At 33.7% G+C, this 19,019-nt stretch carries 11 protein-coding genes; 5 read left to right on the forward strand and 6 right to left on the reverse strand.

Annotation, left to right across the window (positions count from 1 at the left end; translation table 11 throughout):
- Positions 1-2: 2 nt before the first annotated feature.
- From B4N66_RS14470 to B4N66_RS14490, 5 genes are all read right to left on the reverse strand, one after another.
- Positions 3-3,872 (reverse strand): WG repeat-containing protein, encoded by a 3,870-nt coding sequence (locus B4N66_RS14470; RefSeq protein ID WP_291095694.1) that lies wholly within the window; start codon positions 3,870-3,872, stop codon positions 3-5.
- Positions 3,862-6,057, reverse strand: a complete 2,196-nt coding sequence (locus B4N66_RS14475; RefSeq protein WP_291095695.1) for an OmpA family protein — start codon at positions 6,055-6,057, stop codon at positions 3,862-3,864. The genes B4N66_RS14470 and B4N66_RS14475 overlap by 11 nt, the downstream gene beginning before the upstream one ends.
- On the reverse strand, positions 6,057-7,424 hold the full coding sequence (locus B4N66_RS14480) for a hypothetical protein (protein ID WP_291095696.1): 1,368 nt from the start codon (positions 7,422-7,424) through the stop codon (positions 6,057-6,059). The genes B4N66_RS14475 and B4N66_RS14480 overlap by 1 nt, the downstream gene beginning before the upstream one ends.
- A gap of 68 nt (positions 7,425-7,492) precedes the next feature.
- On the reverse strand, positions 7,493-8,248 hold the full coding sequence (locus B4N66_RS14485; RefSeq protein ID WP_291095697.1) for a LytR/AlgR family response regulator transcription factor: 756 nt from the start codon (positions 8,246-8,248) through the stop codon (positions 7,493-7,495).
- Positions 8,245-10,044, reverse strand: coding sequence for a tetratricopeptide repeat-containing sensor histidine kinase (locus tag B4N66_RS14490; protein ID WP_291095699.1), 1,800 nt, complete (start codon positions 10,042-10,044; stop codon positions 8,245-8,247). Before B4N66_RS14490 ends, B4N66_RS14485 begins: the two co-directional genes overlap by 4 nt.
- 350 nt (positions 10,045-10,394) lie before the next feature.
- Here B4N66_RS14490 and B4N66_RS14495 point away from each other — a divergent pair, with 350 nt between their 5' ends.
- Together B4N66_RS14495 and B4N66_RS14500 are read left to right on the forward strand one after the other, a co-directional pair.
- Positions 10,395-11,717: a hypothetical protein gene (locus B4N66_RS14495; RefSeq protein ID WP_291095700.1), complete on the forward strand. Its 1,323-nt coding sequence runs from the start codon at positions 10,395-10,397 to the stop codon at positions 11,715-11,717.
- Between the two features lie 28 nt (positions 11,718-11,745).
- On the forward strand, positions 11,746-12,909 hold the full coding sequence (locus B4N66_RS14500; protein ID WP_291095702.1) for a vWA domain-containing protein: 1,164 nt from the start codon (positions 11,746-11,748) through the stop codon (positions 12,907-12,909).
- A 75-nt stretch (positions 12,910-12,984) separates the two neighbouring features.
- Here B4N66_RS14500 and B4N66_RS14505 read toward each other — a convergent pair whose 3' ends face one another.
- Positions 12,985-13,605 carry a DUF6705 family protein gene (locus B4N66_RS14505; RefSeq protein WP_291095703.1) on the reverse strand — a complete coding sequence of 207 codons (621 nt, stop codon included), beginning with the start codon at positions 13,603-13,605 and terminating at the stop codon, positions 12,985-12,987.
- Between the two features lie 304 nt (positions 13,606-13,909).
- Between B4N66_RS14505 and B4N66_RS14510 the strand changes: the two genes are divergently transcribed.
- The 3 genes from B4N66_RS14510 (at position 13,910) to pbpC (ending at position 19,007) form a co-directional block, all read left to right on the forward strand.
- A complete protein-coding gene (locus B4N66_RS14510) occupies positions 13,910-15,286 on the forward strand; it encodes a PQQ-dependent sugar dehydrogenase (protein ID WP_291095705.1) in 1,377 nt (458 codons plus the stop codon).
- A gap of 387 nt (positions 15,287-15,673) precedes the next feature.
- Complete coding sequence (locus B4N66_RS14515; protein ID WP_291095707.1) at positions 15,674-16,576, forward strand: hypothetical protein; 903 nt, start codon at positions 15,674-15,676, stop codon at positions 16,574-16,576.
- A gap of 64 nt (positions 16,577-16,640) precedes the next feature.
- The gene (gene pbpC / locus B4N66_RS14520; RefSeq protein WP_291095709.1) at positions 16,641-19,007 is read left to right on the forward strand and encodes a penicillin-binding protein 1C; all 2,367 of its coding nucleotides are present in this window, start codon (positions 16,641-16,643) and stop codon (positions 19,005-19,007) included.
- The last annotated feature ends 12 nt before the right edge of the window (positions 19,008-19,019 follow it).

Raw genomic sequence — 19,019 nt, forward strand, 5'->3', positions numbered from 1 at the left:
TTTTAATCTATTTCTTTTTCAATCTGTTTTTTACTTAAAACCTTATTTAAAGGTGACAATTTATAGTTGATATTTTTTATTCTTACTTTAAATAATTGTTGTCCATTATCGAATTCAATTTGGTCATATTTTATCGGAATGATGATTTGGTTTTTAAAGTTTACAACGCCAAATTTTCCTTTTTGTTTTACAATTAAAAAATCAAAATTGTTTGTAATACTGATTTCATCAAAGGCAAACGGAAGAATACTATTTAAGCTTTTATCAAACAAAGCTAATTTTTTTTGTTCGTCTTCAATAAGTAGAAAATCAACAGTTTTTTCATCTTCCATTTCAATATTTTGCTCATTAATAGTGGAAATAGGAATCGAATGAATGATTTGATTATTGTGAGACAAATAGTGCTTATTTTCCTTTTCAACGCAATATTCTAATTTCAATTTTTGTTCATGCGAAACATATTTATTCGGATTTTCAGCTACAATTTCTCCGTCTTTATTCATAAAAACTTCTTTTCCTTTTTTGAAAAATTTAAAACCGGAATACTCTGTTACAATTATACTATCAACATTTGTTTTGAACAATTCATTTCCTTTAAAATCAAAAACAACATGTAGTGAATCTTTATTTGCAACTGGGCTGTAGGAATGAACTTTTATAGCATCAAAAGAAATGGGAATAATCGTTTTGAAATTCATTGCATCGAGTAATCCAACCAAGTGATTTCTTTTAACTTCTATACTATTCAAAAAAGTATTTGTGTTATAACGAGTACTTCGAACAGATGGTTTTTTTGAAATTGTGTCGTATACAAAATCAAGTAAAACGGTGTTTTCATAATCAATTATTCCAAATTTAGTATTTCGTTTTGCAATAAAAGTTTTTGAATTAATTTCTTCGATATAATCATAATTGAAAGGAACAACTATTTCAGATTTTCCGTTATAAATTCCATATTTGTTTTCGTTGATAGCAATATAATTTTCATAATTAATAGTAGAATTACCTTCTTTTCTGTCAAAGGTTTTATCAAACAAAATTTTACCATTAGCATCATAAATAGTTGTTTTTTGAAAATTATTTGGCAAAGAAATACTGTTTAGATAACTTCCATCTTCACGTTCTTGAAAATTGCCAACCGGAATCGTCAATGATTTTCTTTTTTTATTTAAAGGTAAAATTTCTATTTCTTTTGAATTTTGAAGAATAATCGCTTGATTGTATTTAGCAAAACGCCACGTTTGTTGACTCTCTTTTTCGAATTGTGTTACTATTGTATTGTCTTCCATGAAAATTGTTATCTGCGAACTAGAATCGAAATTGGTAACACCATAAAAAAGTTTGTCTTTATAAGGTTTTAAAAATTCATTTGTTTTAAAAACATTTTCACTTTCATATTCTTTAAAAAACAATAAATGAATAGCATCAAAACGTTCTGGTTTTGCAATAATCTTTCCGGAAAAGTCAATTAAACCTAGTTTTTTACTAGCTGCATTAGAAGAAAACAAAAATAATGTGTTGGCTTTGGTTTTAAATTCTTCGGGATAAAAAATAGTTTCATTGTATTTGTAGAAAGGTTTTAGCACCGGATACTTAAAGTTAGCTTCTTTAAATTGATAATTCATTACGCCATAAACATTGCTTTCTTTGAAAAAGAAGCTGTTATTTCCTTTGAAATCAAATGGTTTTAGCAATGGGGTTTCGGTAAATGAATTATCCAACAACGTATCAAACTTATTGCCTTTTTTAACGATTAAAAGACTATCGTTCATTTCCATATAACCTGAATAATTGACAGTTGATTTTTCTCCGGTTAATAAATGATAAAAACCGTAAAACTTATTGTTTTTATTGGTAAAAGCAATCTTGTCTTTGGATAAAAAGTAACAATTAGTTGCGTTTAAATCAACTTTGACAACATTACCTTTTTCCAATTTTAAAACTGAATCGCCATACGATTTGATTACGTTTTGATTAACACTAAATGTTACCGGAGAGGTGTCAATTTCTTCAAAAATGATGCTGTAACTTAATGTTTCATTTACACTTTTAATTGCTTTAATTTCATGAATTGAGAAAGGATGTACCATCTCTCCAAAACCATTAAAAATGGCTTTGACGTTTTCATCATTCACTACAACATACAAATTTTCTCTAGAAAAAGTGTCTCCGTCAATAGTTAAGTAATTAGGCGGAATTAATTCTTTCCCATTTTCATCAATTAATCCGAATAATGTTTCGTTTTTTGTAACTAAGAAATTATTATTAGATGATAAACTTATGGAAGTATAAATTGGTGGAACAATTTCATTTTTATATGAATCAGCCAAACCATAAAGCCCATTTTTTTGAAAACGTAGTCGCTCTGGGTTATTATATTCAACTACATTAAAACGAAGGTCATTTTCAAAGTTAGAATATTGGACATCAAAATCCACAAGCGTATTCGGCATGACTTTTTTTCCTAGTTCAGTGTATTTGATAACTTTTAATTTTTGATACGCATTCAAATTATAATTTTCATCTCTATCAAAATAATCATAGTTTGGTTCTACCAGAATGGCATCTTTTTCAGTGTTAACGAAGCCCCATTTTTTACCTTTTCTTAAATAAAACAACGAATGGCCTATTTTTTTGATGTCGTCGTAAATGGGTTGAGCAAGAATCTTTCCGTGGTAATCGAGTAAGCCCACTTTGTTATTTTCTTTAAATAGTAGTCCTTGACGAGTATTGAAAAAGGGTTTGATTATCTCTTTACCAAAAATCAAATTCATCCATTTTCCTTGATAAAAAGTATTTCCAATAGGCGAAATACTATCATAAATGGGTTGTTTATAAAATGTGTTTCGAAATAAATTGTAAATCCCAAACTTGTTGTTCTTTTTTACAATAATATACTTGTCATAATCTCCGTATTGATTTTCGTTTAACGTGACATTCTTTTTTAAGTTGATTAAACTCGATAATTTATTTTCAAGAAAAGTCAAATCAGTAAAATTATCAATATAGGTATCAAATTCCTTGAGTTGGACAAGTTCATCATTCACAACATGATACACAAAATTTCCGTTTTCTGCTTTCATCAAAACAAATCGTTGTGTTTCTGCTTCAAGGTTTACATCAGCTATTTCATTATTGTGAAATGCATAGGTGTTATCAAGGCAGTACGCTAAATTTTTGTAAATTACTTTCTTTTGTTTGACATCAAAAATAGTTACTTTTCCTTTAGAATCACGAGTTTGAATGAAATGCGGAATGTCAATTCGACCTTGATGCTGATCTAAATTTTGGTTGTCAAGAATCAACTCGCCTTGAAGATTGTAAATGCTAAAAGGAGCTTGAATAAAATGTTTATGTTCTGTTCGTTTGTCTGCTACAAAAAGTTCATTCGAAATTGGATAGATATTGCCATACTTTCCCAAAGGAATAATCACTTTACCATCAACATCCAATAAGGCTTGTTGCTTTTTTTTAAAAACCTTGATGAATTGTTTTTCAAAAAATGGATAAACAATAATGGAATCATAAACTGGAGCAACAACATACTTTTTTTCTAAGCTATTATAAACACCTTGTGCTTTAATGTGCTTCGATTGTACATAAACTTTGAAAAGAGCATCTTGAATTACTTTTTTTGAATGAAATTTATGATTTAAAATATTTTCAACAAAAGATTTGTACAAATTAACGGTTGTGTTTTCTAGCGTTTGCGGGTCTTGAATTTGATTTAAATCACTGAGAGCTTCTTCAAATTTCCCTTCATCAATTTGATCTAAAATAAATTCAGGTGTTTGCGTTAATTTTTGAGCAAAACAAATCGTTCCAAAAAATTGAAATAAAAGAATTAGACAAAAAGATTTTTTAAAACTCACTTTCTAACATTTGTTTGTTTTTAATTTTCTCTAAATTTAAAATCTTGGGTTGATTTGAATTCCCTGAGTTAAGCAGATTAAATTTTTTGGCAGAAAACAAATAGCTTTCACCGTTTTGATCAAATACTAATAAAGTGTTTTTTGAACTGGGATAATAAATAAATCGGGATGGATTATAATCTGTTCTATTTTGATCAAACCTAAAAACACCATTTATATTCTCGTTTATCAGAAAAATAAATGCAGGCTCAATCTTGGTAGAATTAACTCGATATTCTGCAAAAAGAACTTGCGGAAATTGATTGTTGATGATGACATCAAAATTATAAGAACCTAAATTATTAATGCTAATACTCTGCATCAAATTATCCTCTTTTACACCTTCCGTGGCCAGTTGTTTGAGCAATTCTAAATTCCGTAAACGCTCTCTTTCTCGTTCCAATTCGGCTTCAATACATTTTTTATACGCTTCATTTTCAGGTAAATTGGAATAACGTTCGAACATCATTTTTTTGTTTTCGTCAAAATAGTTCAACCAGGTTTCTAAGTCCATGGATTGTTCTTTTTTAGTTTTAATATCTCGACTGTAATAGGAAAAACAGTCAAGCGAATCGATTATTTTTTGATTTTCTTCTCGATCAAAACTGCCTTTTCGATAGCGTCCTAAAATTTGTAAATCTTTTTCAAGTTTGTTTTTTTGAACGATAAGATTCTCTTTAACTGAATCGGATTGGTTTTGATTAAGAGCAGGCTCATTGAAGTTTGAAATCAAATTTTCCAAGTGCTTTCCTTTCTTTTTACGTTTTATTCTGTTGGGAACATCTAGTGAAGCATTTTTCAAAACCACTTGAGTCGAAGTGTCTTTCAAAGTAATAGTATAGTGGTCGTCTTTGTTTTTTTCAACCAAACAATACATCCATTTTGAAGCAAAAATAATTTCTTCGTCGGTGATTTCTTCGTTTGAAATCTCCCAATTGTATTTGGCTAATTTTTTATTTTCAGAAGTTGAAGGATGTTCCACCACAATTTTAAATGAAGTTGTGGATGACATTTTCTCACTTTTTCTCACTATAAATCGCGTTTTGTGCTGACTGAGTTTTTTGTTGTAAACATTTATTCGGTGAGTGTTGGAAACGATTTTTTCTTTGTTACGTTCAATCGCTTGTTGAACTCGTTCAAAATGTGCCGGATCGGTAAGATTAGCCAAATCAGAAAGTAAAACGTCACTGTCGGCGTATTCTATTCCTTTTTTGTGAATGAGTTTTAAAGATTCACAATGCCTTAAATTACATTTTTGCTCTTCTTCTTCATTGTAACCGCAAACTAAAAAATTTTGTAATCGAACGCCATTTCCATCTGTTATTTTACCAAATTCTGTCCATTTGTTTGATAAACTATCTAAACCATAAAAGTTTAAATTTGGTAAATTTTCAGTGAGTTTAAAATCAACTACAACATCTTTGGAAGGTTTTAAATGAATTGGCTTTCCGTTTTGAAACGCTAACATCGTAAACATCCCTCCCGAATTAAAAAAGCTTCTTTGATTATCTTGGTCAACATGCATCGGTATTCCGGATAAAATGAAATCAATCGGTTTTCGGTATTCTTCATATCTAATCTCAATTTCTCCCAAAACATCATTCCCTTTTTCATCCGTAAAAGCATTTTTCGGAATACTAATCTTTGTTCCGGAAGAATAAGTGATGAGTTTTTCAACTTGACTGTCAAAAAAATACGAGGTTGGTTTCTTTTTAAATTTTTTAATCGATAGTAGATTTAATTCATTTTCGTAAACAAATTGCACCTCCACTCGACGATTTTTTGTTTTTCCTTCTTCCGAATCATTATCGGCAACGGGAAAATTATATCCCACACCTTTTTGGCTTATTTTATAATTTGGAATGCCATTTTTTGCAAAAAAATCAGCAACCGCTTTAGCCCTTTTTTCTGAAAGTTTTTTGTTGAAAAACAAATTGCCGACATCATCTGTATGGCCAATGATTTCTATTTTGTAATTGGCTGAAAAACTTGCTTTGAACAAGGTTAATTTTTCATTTAAAACCGTTTCATTTTCGGTGCTGATTTCAGCTAAATTTGTTTCAAAAAGCAATTGAAATTTTTCTTGACTATAGCCGAATGAATAGCTTAGCAACGAACATAAAATTATAAAGTAGCTCTTTTTCATTATTTTCTGGGAATGATGTTATTTTCTTTATCTAAAGTAAGCACAACTTGACCATAGCTTGTCAGATAATTTAATTCAGGTTTTGTTTTCAACCATAAATTTTGATGTTTAAATGGGGAATTATCTTCAAATAATTTATCCCCTTTTTGGTTGTAAAAATTTTCATATTGCTGACTTTCTTTTGTTTTAGTGTAAGCGTAATCTGTCACTTCATATAAACCTTCAAAAACTTCTTTGAGTCGATTGTCAAATTGATTTGGAGGAATAATATGATTTCCCAAATAATCCAACACAAAGTGATTGTTGCTTGCTTTATGACTCGTGGCAATGATTTGTCCGAAGCGGTTAAAAGAATTTCCACTAATATAATTCACTTCCGGTAATTCTTTTACCGTTTCAAAATTTTCATTGACAATTTTTAGCACTCGGGTAATTTTTTGAGGTAAAAGCTCGCCATAATAGTTCTTTTTTTGCTCTTCTTTGATGACTTCAACAACAATGCAATGTCCTTTATAAAAATTGGTAAATGGAATTAAATTGTTGATTGATTTTTCTCCTTTTAAAGTGAGAAATCCACTTTCATTAGTTAAAAAATTGTGATACGTAAACAAACTACTTCCTGTTGGCAAAGCTTTTACAAATCTAAACAACGGATTTACTTTTTGTTTTTTAGACTGAAAAGTTAAATGATACTTACCTGCTTTATTTTTCAACAAATAATTCTGATAATCCCAAAACTGAACAATGCTGTCTTGTGTGACAAAAATTTCTTTTCCGGAATGTTTATCCAATATAACCGAAATCAATTTCCCTTTTTCAAAATAATTATTTCGCCATGAGTTATTATCATAAATAGGATTATTGTATTTGAAATCAGATAAAATTTCTCCTTTAATGTTAACCAATGCATATTTTCCATTTTTGCCTGCAGTACCAATATCTTCAATCATTTCCCTTTTAAGATCATCCCTTTCTAACACAGGAAAAAAGGGAAGAAAAAGATAATTGTCAATTAGTTTCAATTCCACCATTAACTGTAAAACATGAACGGTTTGAGTGATATCATTAGATCTATAATAACTTCCGCATCTATCATATACTCTGTTTAAATTAGCTCGTCGTTGAATTTCCTCCTCAGTCAATGGAACAATAATTCTCGTTTCGACAAAACCATCATTATAAAAATTGACATAATCATATTTTTGCGATTCGTTTCCGTTAATGCCCTTAAAAATATAACCGCCTTCTCTTTTTTTTAACGTTAAATATTGATTAATGGATTTTGTTTCAATACCAATCACATTGCTTTGACCAAGCACAATCAAAGGAAGTAGAAATGAAATAAATAATGTAATAAGCTTGTTCATCAATAGGGTTTTCTAATAAGATGCGTAAAAGGAATAAAAGGTTGGGAGAAATTAATTAATTTGAAACCTTATTTAAACCTCCTCAAAAACTCCTCCTTATAATTCACAGAAATCTCAATCTCTGTGTCATCAAAAAGTGTGACATAACCACCCAACGATTTGTGGTACGATTTCACAAAATTCAAATTGATGATGTGCGATTTGTGCACTCGCATAAACGGAAAATCCAACATTTCATCAAAGTGTTTCAAAAAACGACAAACCATTTTTTTGGTTCCGTCGGACAAATGAATATCGGTGAAGTTGCCATTGCCTCGCAAACGGACGATTTCTTCCATTTTGACGACTTCAAAACCTTCTAAAGTCGGTAAAATGACTTGTTGTTTTTCGATTTTGGGTTCACGGAAGTTTTGAACGATGATTTGATTTCGGTTAAACAATTCCTGTTGCATCAATTGTTGTTGCACTTTGTTGACGGCCAAAATCAATTCTTCAATGCTGATGGGCTTCAACAAATAATACGCTGCACTTTGGTTCAACGCTTTCAACGAATATTCGGAAAAAGCAGTGACAAAAATCGTTTCAAAATGCAAATCTTTGCAGCCTTCCAACACGTCAAATGCATTGCCAAAAGGCATTTCTACATCCAAAAAAACCAATTGCGGTTGCAGTTCGTGCAAAAGCGGAATCGCTTCCCGACTATTTTGTGCTTCGCCAATAATCTCGATTTGCGGACAATATTTTGCCAAATAATTTTTCAACGCCTCGCGAGCAGCCGATTCATCTTCGACAATGACACTTTTTATTTTTTGAAAATCGTTCATGCTACTTTGGTGGTTTTAGAAAAATAAAGTGTGACTAATGTTCCGTTGCCATCTGTTCCCGACGAAATCGTATACGAAATCTGTTGATGATACAAATCGTTCAGCAAATTAATCCGTTCTTCCACATTGTTCAACCCTCTGGATTCGTGCACCTTTTGATTTTGTGTTTTCAACTCCCTGCTTTTTTCAACACCAATGCCGTCATCTTCAATTGAAACTTTGATCAATTGATTTTCTTCTGCAAAAGTGACTTTCAATTTTCCTATGGTTTCTCGGTAACGCAATCCGTGCCAAATGGCGTTTTCCAAATGAGGCTGAATCAACATATTCGGAACCAAAATCGCATCGGTATCCAACTTTTCATCCGCCACAATTTCATAAACAAATTTGTCCTGGAAACGCAAATGTTCCAAATCCAAATACTTCTTAATCTGTTCTAATTCATTGGATAACGAAATAAAATCTTTGTTTGACGTTTCCATCATATTCCGCATTAAATTGGAATACGAAGTCAAATATTTATTGGCTTCCAACTCATTATTTTGAGCAATAAACTGGTTCACACTATTCAAACTATTAAAAATAAAATGCGGATTCATTTCTCTTCTCAACGATTGCAACGCAATTTTTTTGTTTTTTGTTTTGATGGAAAACAACGCTTTCGCAATCAATCCTAATAAAATCAACATCAGAATAACGGAACCAATCAACACATAATTGAACTTGTTTTTCTTCGTAATCAACTCATCTTTCAATGCTCTTTCTTTCTCTAATTGCTTGATTTTTTCTTCTGTAACTTGAAAAATCTTCGAATCAACCAACGAACTATCCGCTTGCACCATTCGATCAAAATCATTCAGAAATTGATCATATAATTCAATCGCTTTCGTTTGATTGCCTTGTGCTCTGTAATAATCCGAAAGAGCCAACATCGCTTTCTTTGCATCAAAAGTGCGTCCGTTTTTTAATGCCAGATTATAGGTTTCTTCCAACAAAACAATCGCATCATCTTGATTTTCATTTTTAAAATATAAATCCGCCAACGTTTGCTGTTGCTCAATTTGTTGCGAAACACTTCCTAGTTTTTCTGCTTCTGTAATGGTATTTTTTGTAATTTCAATCGCTTTATCCAAGTTGTTTTCTGAAGCATAGACTTTCGAAATCTCGCTTTTCAATTTCAATACTTCTTCCGGTTTATCTTTAGAAACGGCGATGGCTTTTTCATAATTTTCAATCGCCATTCCTTTGTTTTCTGTTTTTAAATCTACTTCTGCTTTTTGTTTATAGACTTCGGCGGCATCATCCATTTTACCTTCTTTCTCCAAAATTTTGATGTTGGAATCTAAATAATCGGCTTGAACTCGCGGATTGGTGTTCTGCAAACGACTCGCATCATTCGAATTCACTCTCGAATAACCCACTTCAACTGCTTCTTCACTCGCCGATTGATAACTAACAATAGCTTCTTTCACCTTATTCTGCTTCTCCTGAATTTGAGCAATCGAACGCGTTGTACTCGCTATTTTATCTTTATTTTTTTGCTTTTGATAAATCGGCAAAGCTCTTTTAAGGTAATCTTCCGCTTTGGCGTAATCACCTTTTTTATCCAATTCTGCTGCCAATTCCACATATTTATCTGCTGTGGCTTCCGGATTACTTTTAGATAAAGTTTCCTTCAGTTCAATGGCTTTTTTACTCACGGAAGTTTTGCCCGATTTAGTTTTAGTGCTGTCTTGAGCCACCATCACCAAAGGGAAAAGCAAAGCAAACAGTATTATTTTCAGTTGATTATACATCTCATTTATATTATAGTGTAAAGTACGAAAATAAAATCGGGTTTAAAAAACGATTTCACCAAGTCAAAAATGGGTTTCACCAAGTCGCCCAAAGTTGAATTAGTATGAAAAGTAATTTTATCAAATAATTTAATGCAACACTAAAATATAGCACTAAAAAGCTCAATTAGATTACGCATTTATTAACCACGAATGCACAAATTTTTTAAGAAAATGCGATAAATATCAAATTTCACAAACACCATTGAATGCCTTGCATTCAGCATTTGAGAAATGAAAAATAAAATAGTAAAAAATTCATTCGTGAATTCGTGGCAAAAAAATAATTTTTAAATAATAATCAATACAATATGAAATCAAAAATCATCCTTGGAATATCCGCTTTAGTAAGTTGTGTTCCGTTTATTTATTTGTTGGGAAATGATTCAGCACCAATGAAAGAACTTCTTCCAAAAAAAGAAATCGCTCAACGAGAAATTGTGGAAGACGAAGAAAAACCCTGCGTATTTATGTCCTTAATGGGCGAGCAATCCGTTGAAGGTTCATCAACAGTAAAAACAAAATCCAAATTCATCGAAACCATTTCCAAAGGCGAATTATGGCTAATCGAAGCCCAAAACTCCGATGGTGGTTGGGGAGCCGGTTCTAGAAACAATCAATCCGAAAGAAATCCGCACGCCGTTTCTTCCGATCCTGCTACCACGGCAATGTCGGCGATGGCTTTGTACCGTTGCGGTCATTCGATGGAAAAAGGCGAGCACAAAGAAACCCTTAAAAAATCAGTTTTATTTTTATTAAATGAAATCGAAAAGAACCAAAATTCTCCTTACATCACGCAAATTCGTGGAACGCAAATTCAAGGAAAATTAGGCGAACACATTGATGCCATTCTCACCTTGCAATTCTTCAATCAATTGCTTCCTACTTTAAAAGATAATTCAATCAAAGCAAGAGTAAAAGACGGCATTCAAGTTTGTGTCGATAAAATTGAAAAATCGATGGGCGATTCCGGTAAAGTCGGAAGCTCCGGTTGGGCAGGTGTTTTACAATCATCTTTTGCGAACTCCAGTTTAGAAATGGCTGCCAAAAACGAAGGCATCAAAGTGGATAAAGACAAAATTCAAAAAGCCAGAGAATACCAAAAAAGCAATTACAATCCCGAAAGTCAATCGGCTAAAACCGAAGATGGTGCCGGAATTATGTTGTATGCCGTGAGTAGTTCCGTTCGCAATAGTGCCGAAGAAGCCAAAGAAGTCAACCAATTGTTTAAAAAAGCAAAAGCCGAAGGCAAAATTGAACGCGATGCTATTTTAAACGAACAAAATTTAGAACGTTTAGGCTATTCAAAAGAAAAAGCAAAGTCGTATGATGTGGCAAACAAAGTTTATAATTCTGCCAAAGTAACCGCGATGAAAGAAGATGTATTATCCGGATTTGGCAACAACGGCGGCGAAGAATTCCTAAGCTTCTTGCAAACCGGCGAATCCATGATTGTGAATCAAGACGATGACTGGAAAGACTGGTACGACAACATCGGTGGCAGAATGATGCAAATTCAAAATGCCGACGGGAGCTGGAACGGTCATCACTGCATCACGAGTCCGTCCTTTTGTACTGCAACTTGCTTGATGATTCTTTCGATAGAAAACGACATCAAAAACCTTCAAAAATAATCTCTTATTCCTTTAAAAACACAATCTTATGAAAAAATTAGTTTTAACCTTCGCCCTGTTATCGTCTTGCTTGCTGTTTAGCAATTGCGAGAACAAAAAAGAAACCTTAGCAGTTCATGCTCAACCTAAACCAACTGTGGCAACAACCGCCGACACCAAAATTCAAGTCGCCTTATTGTTAGACACGTCTAGCAGTATGGATGGTTTGATTGAACAAGCCAAATCGCGTTTGTGGAACATCGTGAACACCTTAACCACATTGAAATACGAAGGCAAAAGTCCGGAAATTCAAATTGCGTTATACGAATACGGCAACAGCGGATTGAGTGTGCAATCCAATTATATCCGACAAATTACACCGTTGAGTACCGATTTAGATTTGATTTCGGAACAATTGTTTGCGTTGCGAACCAACGGTGGTTATGAATATTGCGGAGCTGTAATCAAAGAATCCGTTGATAAATTGACCTGGGACGACCATCAAAAAAGTATGAAACTCGTGTACATTGCCGGAAACGAACCCTTTAATCAAGGCAACATCAACTATAAAGAAGCCATTGCCGATGCGTTGAAAAAAGACATTTTTATCAACACGATTTTCTGTGGAAATGCTGCCGAAGGGATTTCGACCTTTTGGAAAGACGGTGCCGATGTGGGCAAAGGAAAATACTTCAACATTGATTACAACGCCAAAGTTCGCTACATCGTAACGCCGTATGACGACCGGATTTCGCAATGCAATGTGCGGTTGAATGCTACGTATATTGGGTATGGTGCAAAAGGAGTGGAGAAAAAAAGAAGCCAAGAAGTGCAAGATGCCAATGCTGAATCGATTTCTACAGCCAATTATGCCGAGCGTTCGGTGAGTAAATCGAAAGCAGTGTATAAAAATGACAGTTGGGATTTGGTGGATAAAGCTAAAACCGATGCCAAAGCCTTAGATAATTTGAAAGAAGAAGAACTTCCGGCAGAACTAAAGAACAAATCGAAAGAAGAAATTAAAACGATTGTAGCTCAGAAAACCAAAGAACGAGAAACCATTCAAAAAGAAATGGCGGAGTTGGCCAAGAAACGTCAAGAATTTATTGACAACGAATCAAAGAACACCAAAACACAAGACGATTTGGGCAATGCGATGGCAACGTCTATACACAGTTATGCCAAAGCAAAAGGCTATGTAGTGGTTAACTAATTTTAGTTGGATTGTGGTTGAAACCGTCTTGAAGAAATTTGGGGCGGTTTTTTAAAACTAAAATTTATAATTGAATTATTCTCTCTCTAATATTAATTCAGTTGGTATTATAAAATTTGAGGAATCAACTAGAGTTCCATCAGGACAAGTTGTTTGAGGAGCTATCTGGTTGAGTCTGTTTTTTCTTTTCCATTTTAACGTGCCACTAGGATTATCAAGAAAACTTAATCCTCCATCAGGCATAAACTCAAGTATTAAATCAGCATCTTTTTGCCTTCTACAACTTGAAGTAGGTTCATTATAATTTAATTCTACCTTATCTGAACTTTTTATAATATTACCATAAATTAGTCCATCAGTAGCAGGTACAGGAGTTGTATTATATATTTCAGTTTTATTTATTTTGTAAATCATCGTGATAGATAAATAATCTTCAAAATTTCGATCATTAAAACCAGGAAAGCCCTTTTGTTGATGCAACTTTTTTGTAATTGAAATTTTTAAATAATTTATACCATCATTATAAATCCAATTACCTAAAAATTTAGTTAGGGTATTATTGACATCCTTATAGTATATTGGACTTGAGGTACTTAATTCATTATAAGTAAATTGGTTTTCAAGAGGCACAATAATTTCTTGTGCCCTAAATGTAATAAAAGTGAAAATTAGAATTATATTGATGTATGTTTTCATTGTATTGATTTTAAAAAGATATAAATTTATTCCCTTGCTAAAATATAATAAATCCCACACAATTAATAATACGCTATCAAAATCCCCATGCATCGAATTCGGAACGTTAAAATTGGATTCCAGACGTCAAAAATGACGTCCCCTACCGTCAAACTTCTAATTACAAAATTGATAAGTTAAAAACCATTCCCTAAAAAGTAACGTAAATCATTTAAATTTTAACGCAATCAATGGCTAACTTGTTTACAATTAGTACAGTTTGCATTTTTTTACTAATTTTACGTAATCCAAAAACAATACTGCTATGAAAAAATTATTACAATTATGTGTTTTACTGTTTGCGTCGAGTGTTTTCTCGCAAACACTAGGTCTGCAAACGTTTGCTTCCGGTTTTTCAAGTCCGGTTGCCATCGTGAACGCTGGTGACGAACGGTTATTTGTGGTGCAACGAGGCGGTTTAATCCGCATTGTCAATGCAAACGGAACCATCAACACCACGCCTTTTTTATCTTTATCGTCAATCATTACAGCAGGTGGCGAACGCGGCTTGTTGGGCTTGGCTTTTCACCCGGATTATGCCACGAATGGGCGGTTTTATGTAAACTATACTCGTTCCGGCGATGGTGCTACCGTGATTGCAAAATATACCGTTAGCGAATCTGATCCAAACGTTGCCAACCCTGCGAGTGCTGAAATTTTGTTAACCATTGCTCAACCTTTTTCTAATCACAATGGCGGTTCGCTTAATTTTGGTCCGGATGGTTATTTATACATCGGAATGGGCGACGGCGGAAGTGGCGGCGATCCGAATAATTATGGACAAAACTTGAACTCATTGTTAGGCAAAATGCTTCGTATTGATGTGGATGGCGAAACCGGTTATGCAATTCCCGCAGACAACCCGTATGTGGGCATTGCCGGTGAAGATGAAATCTGGGCTGTTGGTGTGCGAAACCCCTGGAAATTCTCTTTCGACAGATTAACCGGAGATTTATGGATTGCCGATGTGGGTCAGAATGCCATTGAAGAAATCAATAAGGCAGCTTCTACCGAAGCCGGTCTAAATTATGGCTGGCGTTGCTATGAAGGCAACAGTGCCTATAACACATCCGGTTGTGGTGCTTCGTCTAATTATACATTTCCTATAGCTCAATACACGCATGCTTCTACCGGCGGTTGCTCATTAACCGGTGGTTACGTGTACCGCGGAACAGCTTATCCTGCTCTTCAAAATAAATATGTTTTTGCCGATTACTGCAACAATAAAATTGGTTATATCGATGTGGATGGAGGTCCAATTACGTGGACAGCCACTGCTTTTTCAGGAAATGTAGTTTCGTTTGGCGAAGATGTGAATGGCGAATTATATTGGGTTGGCATTTCGAATGGTGTGATTTCGAGAGTTATTGATACGAGTTTGAGTACGAATGATTTTCAGCAAAATGGATTGAGTTTATATCCTAATCCAGCCAGTAATTCATTCATAATTAGAAATTCTAATTTATTGAATTTAAACGAGTTGACTATTTATGATTCGATGGGAAAAAGAGTTGCCAATCAAAAAATGGATAATTTAGAATTGACTACTGTTGCTATTGATAATCTTACTTCGGGATTGTATTTTGTTTCTGTAGAAGATGTGAATGGGGGTAGTTTTACGAGTAAGTTGGTGGTGAGGTAAATGCCTTTTACTTTTCTAGTCTTGTTATCATTCCGACGCAGGTGGAATCTCATAAAGTTTAAATAGAAAAATCAAAAATATTTTTTGAAGCCAATCCCGCTTTCCATTCCAAGCTTGTTTGCCAAAGCTGTTTTTTCTAAGCCGCCCCAAGAGCTTCCGTTGGTCGCTTTGGGTCAGCAAGAAAAAAGCAGCTTTGGCTGCACAAGGCTTTCCATTGCAATCGGGGCTAGGGGGTTTGTGTAATAAAGAAGAATTCTTATAACATTACTGATTTAATAAATTGTTTTTAATATTACTATATTTGAGAATAACAAGCCTTTTTATTCTACCATATTGGTTGTTCATATGGAAGTTTATTTGTCTAAAGTTAAGTTATTTGTAATATTTATGAAAACACTGCTTAAATTAATTTTTTTCTTTTTTCTTTTTAACTTTTGGAAAGTTGAAGCACATAAGGACTATACTTTATTCAAAACTTTTGGAAATGTGACGGTAGCTTTTTCAACTGGATTTAGTTATGAAGAAATTCAAAAAGCATATGTAATTGGTAGTCTTGCGGAGCAATTATCAATAAAATTAAATTATAAGAAGAAAATATGTTTAAACTTTGACCACTCTTACACAAAAAAAATAGAACCTCAAGCATTTATTTATTATGGTAAATGTTGGCTGTCTAGAAAAAATCAGATCATAGTAAAGCAAGTTGCTTTAAGATTTGAAGTCGAAAAAAGTCTAAAACTCATTGAATATGCCATCTTAAATGTTCATGAAATTAAGAAAAATCAAACTGTTGTTAAATATAATGATGCATATAACGAAAGAAGTACTTTGTCTATCGATACGAAAATAATAGAGAATTTAAATTATTTACCAAATAGCAAAGAAATAAAAGCTGTTTTAGAACATAAAGTATATCGATTAGAAAGTAAAAAAGGTGAAGTGTCTTATTATTGGCATAAAGGTGAGTTCAATATATTTTGCAAGAATGGTAAATCTGATGAAATTGTTGTCCTTAAATTAGATAGTATTTATCAGTTTATAGTGATTGGCCCTGCAGTTTTTGTTTTTGATACAAATAATACCTTCTATTATATTAATGATTATCCGCTTTCTATTTCTAAAAAACATTTGATAGAAAATAATCAAGATTATTGGCGGATTTATAATATCGTCAGGATAGGGGGAAGAAAATTTGCAATAAATCATTTTGCTCGGGGAACCACATTAATTTATATGGATAAAAATGACAGATTGATTCAAGATTTGGATAAAGCTTTAGAAAATCAATAATGCCCATGCTTTCCGTATTCTCCTAACTTTGTAGAAATCTTAATCAAAAATTAGTTTAAACTCCGTGCTCAAACCCCTCCTCCATAAAGCCAAGACCAAAATCATCCAACACAAATTCAAATCCATTTTGATTTTGCTATTGTTGATCGGTTATTATTTTTGCTTACCTCGAACACTTTTTAACGAACCATATTCCACCGTTATCGAAAGCAAAGAAGGTAATTTATTAGGAGCCAAAATCGCTCGTGATGGTCAATGGCGGTTTCCGGCAGCAGATAGTGTGCCTGAGAAGTTTCAACAATGCATTATCGCTTTTGAAGACCAACATTTTAACTATCATCCAGGTTTTAACCCGATTTCGATGTGGAATGCATTTCGACAAAACCGCAAAGCCAATCGCGTTGTTCGTGGCGGAAGTACATTAACCCAACAAGTCATTCGCCTTTCCCGAAAAGGAAAAAACAGAACGTATTTTGAAAAAATCATCGAAGTGGTTTTGGCAACGCGTTTAGAACTTCGTCATTCAAAAAATAACATCTTGAAACTGTATGCTGCCCACGCTCCGTTTGGTAGCAATGTGGTGGGATTAGAAATGGCTTCGTGGCGGTATTTTGGCGTGCAATCGCATCAATTATCGTGGGCAGAAACGGCTACATTAGCAGTTTTACCGAATGCTCCAAGCTTAATTTATCCCGGAAAAAACCAACAACGTTTACTCGAAAAACGCAATCGTTTATTGGCAAAATTATACGAAAATGAAGTATTAGATCAACTTTCATACGAAATGGCGTTGCAAGAACCTTTGCCACAAAAGCCGTTTGACTTACCGCAAATGGCTTCGCATTTATTACAAAAAACCGCCAAAAAACAAGAAGGTCAAAAAGTAAAAACCACGATCGATTTTGCGTTGCAAGAACGATTGAATCAAATTGCTCAAAATTATTATTACCAATACAAACAAAATGAAGTGTACAACCTAGCCATTTTGGTCGTGGAAGTTGAAACCCGAAATATTGTAGGCTACGTTGGCAATGCTCCAACCGACAAAAATCATCAAAAAGATGTTGATATTATTTCGGCTCCACGCAGTTCGGGTAGTATTTTGAAACCGTTGCTTTTTGCAGGAATGTTGGATGAAGGCGAATTGTTGCCCAATACATTAGTCCCTGATATTCCAACACAAATTTCAGGCTATACTCCACAAAATTTTAACTTGACGTATGACGGTGCAGTTCCGGCAAGACGAGCTTTGTCACGATCATTGAACATTCCATCCGTCTTGATGTTACAAGATTTTGGCGTGTATCGTTTCTATGAACAATTGCAACAATATGGTTTTACCACAATGAAAAAACATCCAAATCACTACGGACTATCACTCATTTTGGGTGGAGCAGAAACCAATTTGTGGGATTTGTGTAAAACATATTCAGGTCTAACAGGAACATTAAATCAATACCAAAAAAATAAATTTCAATACCGAAAAAATGAATTTTCAGAGTTGAATTACGTCGCTGAAAACAAAATTGACTTCGGAAAATTATCCTATCAAAAAAATATTGTGGGAGCAGGGTCAATTTATTTAACTTACGAAGCGATGAAGGAAGTAAACCGTCCTGAAGGCGATGAAGCGTGGCGTTTTTATGACTCTTCGCTTCCCATCGCTTGGAAAACCGGAACCAGTTTTGGAAATCGCGATGCGTGGGCTATCGGAACAAGCTCTAAATATGTAGTCGGAATTTGGGTCGGAAATGCTACAGGAGAAGGTCGCCCAACATTAACCGGAGTAAGTCACGCAGCACCAATTTTGTTTGATGTGTTCAATTTATTGCCACGAAGCAATTGGTTTGAAAAACCGCTAAACAATTTGCAACAAGCCGAAATTTGTGCCAAAAGTGGTTTTTTAGCCTCAGATAATTGTCCGAAAAGCAAACAATGGATTCCGGTTTCGGCTAAACAAACAGAACAATGCAACTATCATAAATTAGTTCATTTGGATAAAACGGAGCAATTTCGTGTAAACAGCAATTGTGAGAATGTGGATGAAATGGTTACTAAATCGTGGTTTGTTTTACCTCCTGTGATGGAGTGGTATTACAAAAGTAAAAACATGGATTATTGGGTTTTGCCGCCTTTCCGTCAAGATTGTGAGGACAATCAAACGCCGTTTATGGACTTTATTTATCCGAAAACAAATAGCAAAATCTATCTTACCAAAAATTTTGACAGTGAAGTGCAACCGGTGATTTTAAAAGTGGCTCATTCGCAACCTAACATCAAATTGTATTGGTATGTGAACAATACGTATTTAGGCATTACTCAAAACTTTCACGAAATGCCGTTAAAAGCTACTTCCGGTATTCATTTTATCACTGTTGTGGATGAAAATGGGGGAGAGATTAAACGGAAAGTGGAAGTAGAGCGGGAGTGAAGCTAAAAAAAC

This window comes from Flavobacterium sp. UBA2787, assembly GCA_002352205.1.
Classification (GTDB): Bacteria; Bacteroidota; Bacteroidia; order Flavobacteriales; family Flavobacteriaceae; genus Flavobacterium.

What these genes read in the sequence shown, in the direction of transcription:
- B4N66_RS14515 (WP_291095707.1), top strand. Translation starts at nt 15,674, where the DNA reads ATGAAAACACTGCTTAAATTAATTTTTTTCTTTTTTCTTTTTAACTTT.
- B4N66_RS14475 (WP_291095695.1), bottom strand. Translation starts at nt 6,057, where the DNA reads ATGAAAAAGAGCTACTTTATAATTTTATGTTCGTTGCTAAGCTATTCA.
- B4N66_RS14495 (WP_291095700.1), top strand. Translation starts at nt 10,395, where the DNA reads ATGAAATCAAAAATCATCCTTGGAATATCCGCTTTAGTAAGTTGTGTT.
- B4N66_RS14505 (WP_291095703.1), bottom strand. Translation starts at nt 13,605, where the DNA reads ATGAAAACATACATCAATATAATTCTAATTTTCACTTTTATTACATTT.
- B4N66_RS14480 (WP_291095696.1), bottom strand. Translation starts at nt 7,424, where the DNA reads ATGAACAAGCTTATTACATTATTTATTTCATTTCTACTTCCTTTGATT.
- B4N66_RS14490 (WP_291095699.1), bottom strand. Translation starts at nt 10,044, where the DNA reads ATGTATAATCAACTGAAAATAATACTGTTTGCTTTGCTTTTCCCTTTG.
- B4N66_RS14510 (WP_291095705.1), top strand. Translation starts at nt 13,910, where the DNA reads ATGAAAAAATTATTACAATTATGTGTTTTACTGTTTGCGTCGAGTGTT.
- B4N66_RS14500 (WP_291095702.1), top strand. Translation starts at nt 11,746, where the DNA reads ATGAAAAAATTAGTTTTAACCTTCGCCCTGTTATCGTCTTGCTTGCTG.
- B4N66_RS14485 (WP_291095697.1), bottom strand. Translation starts at nt 8,248, where the DNA reads ATGAACGATTTTCAAAAAATAAAAAGTGTCATTGTCGAAGATGAATCG.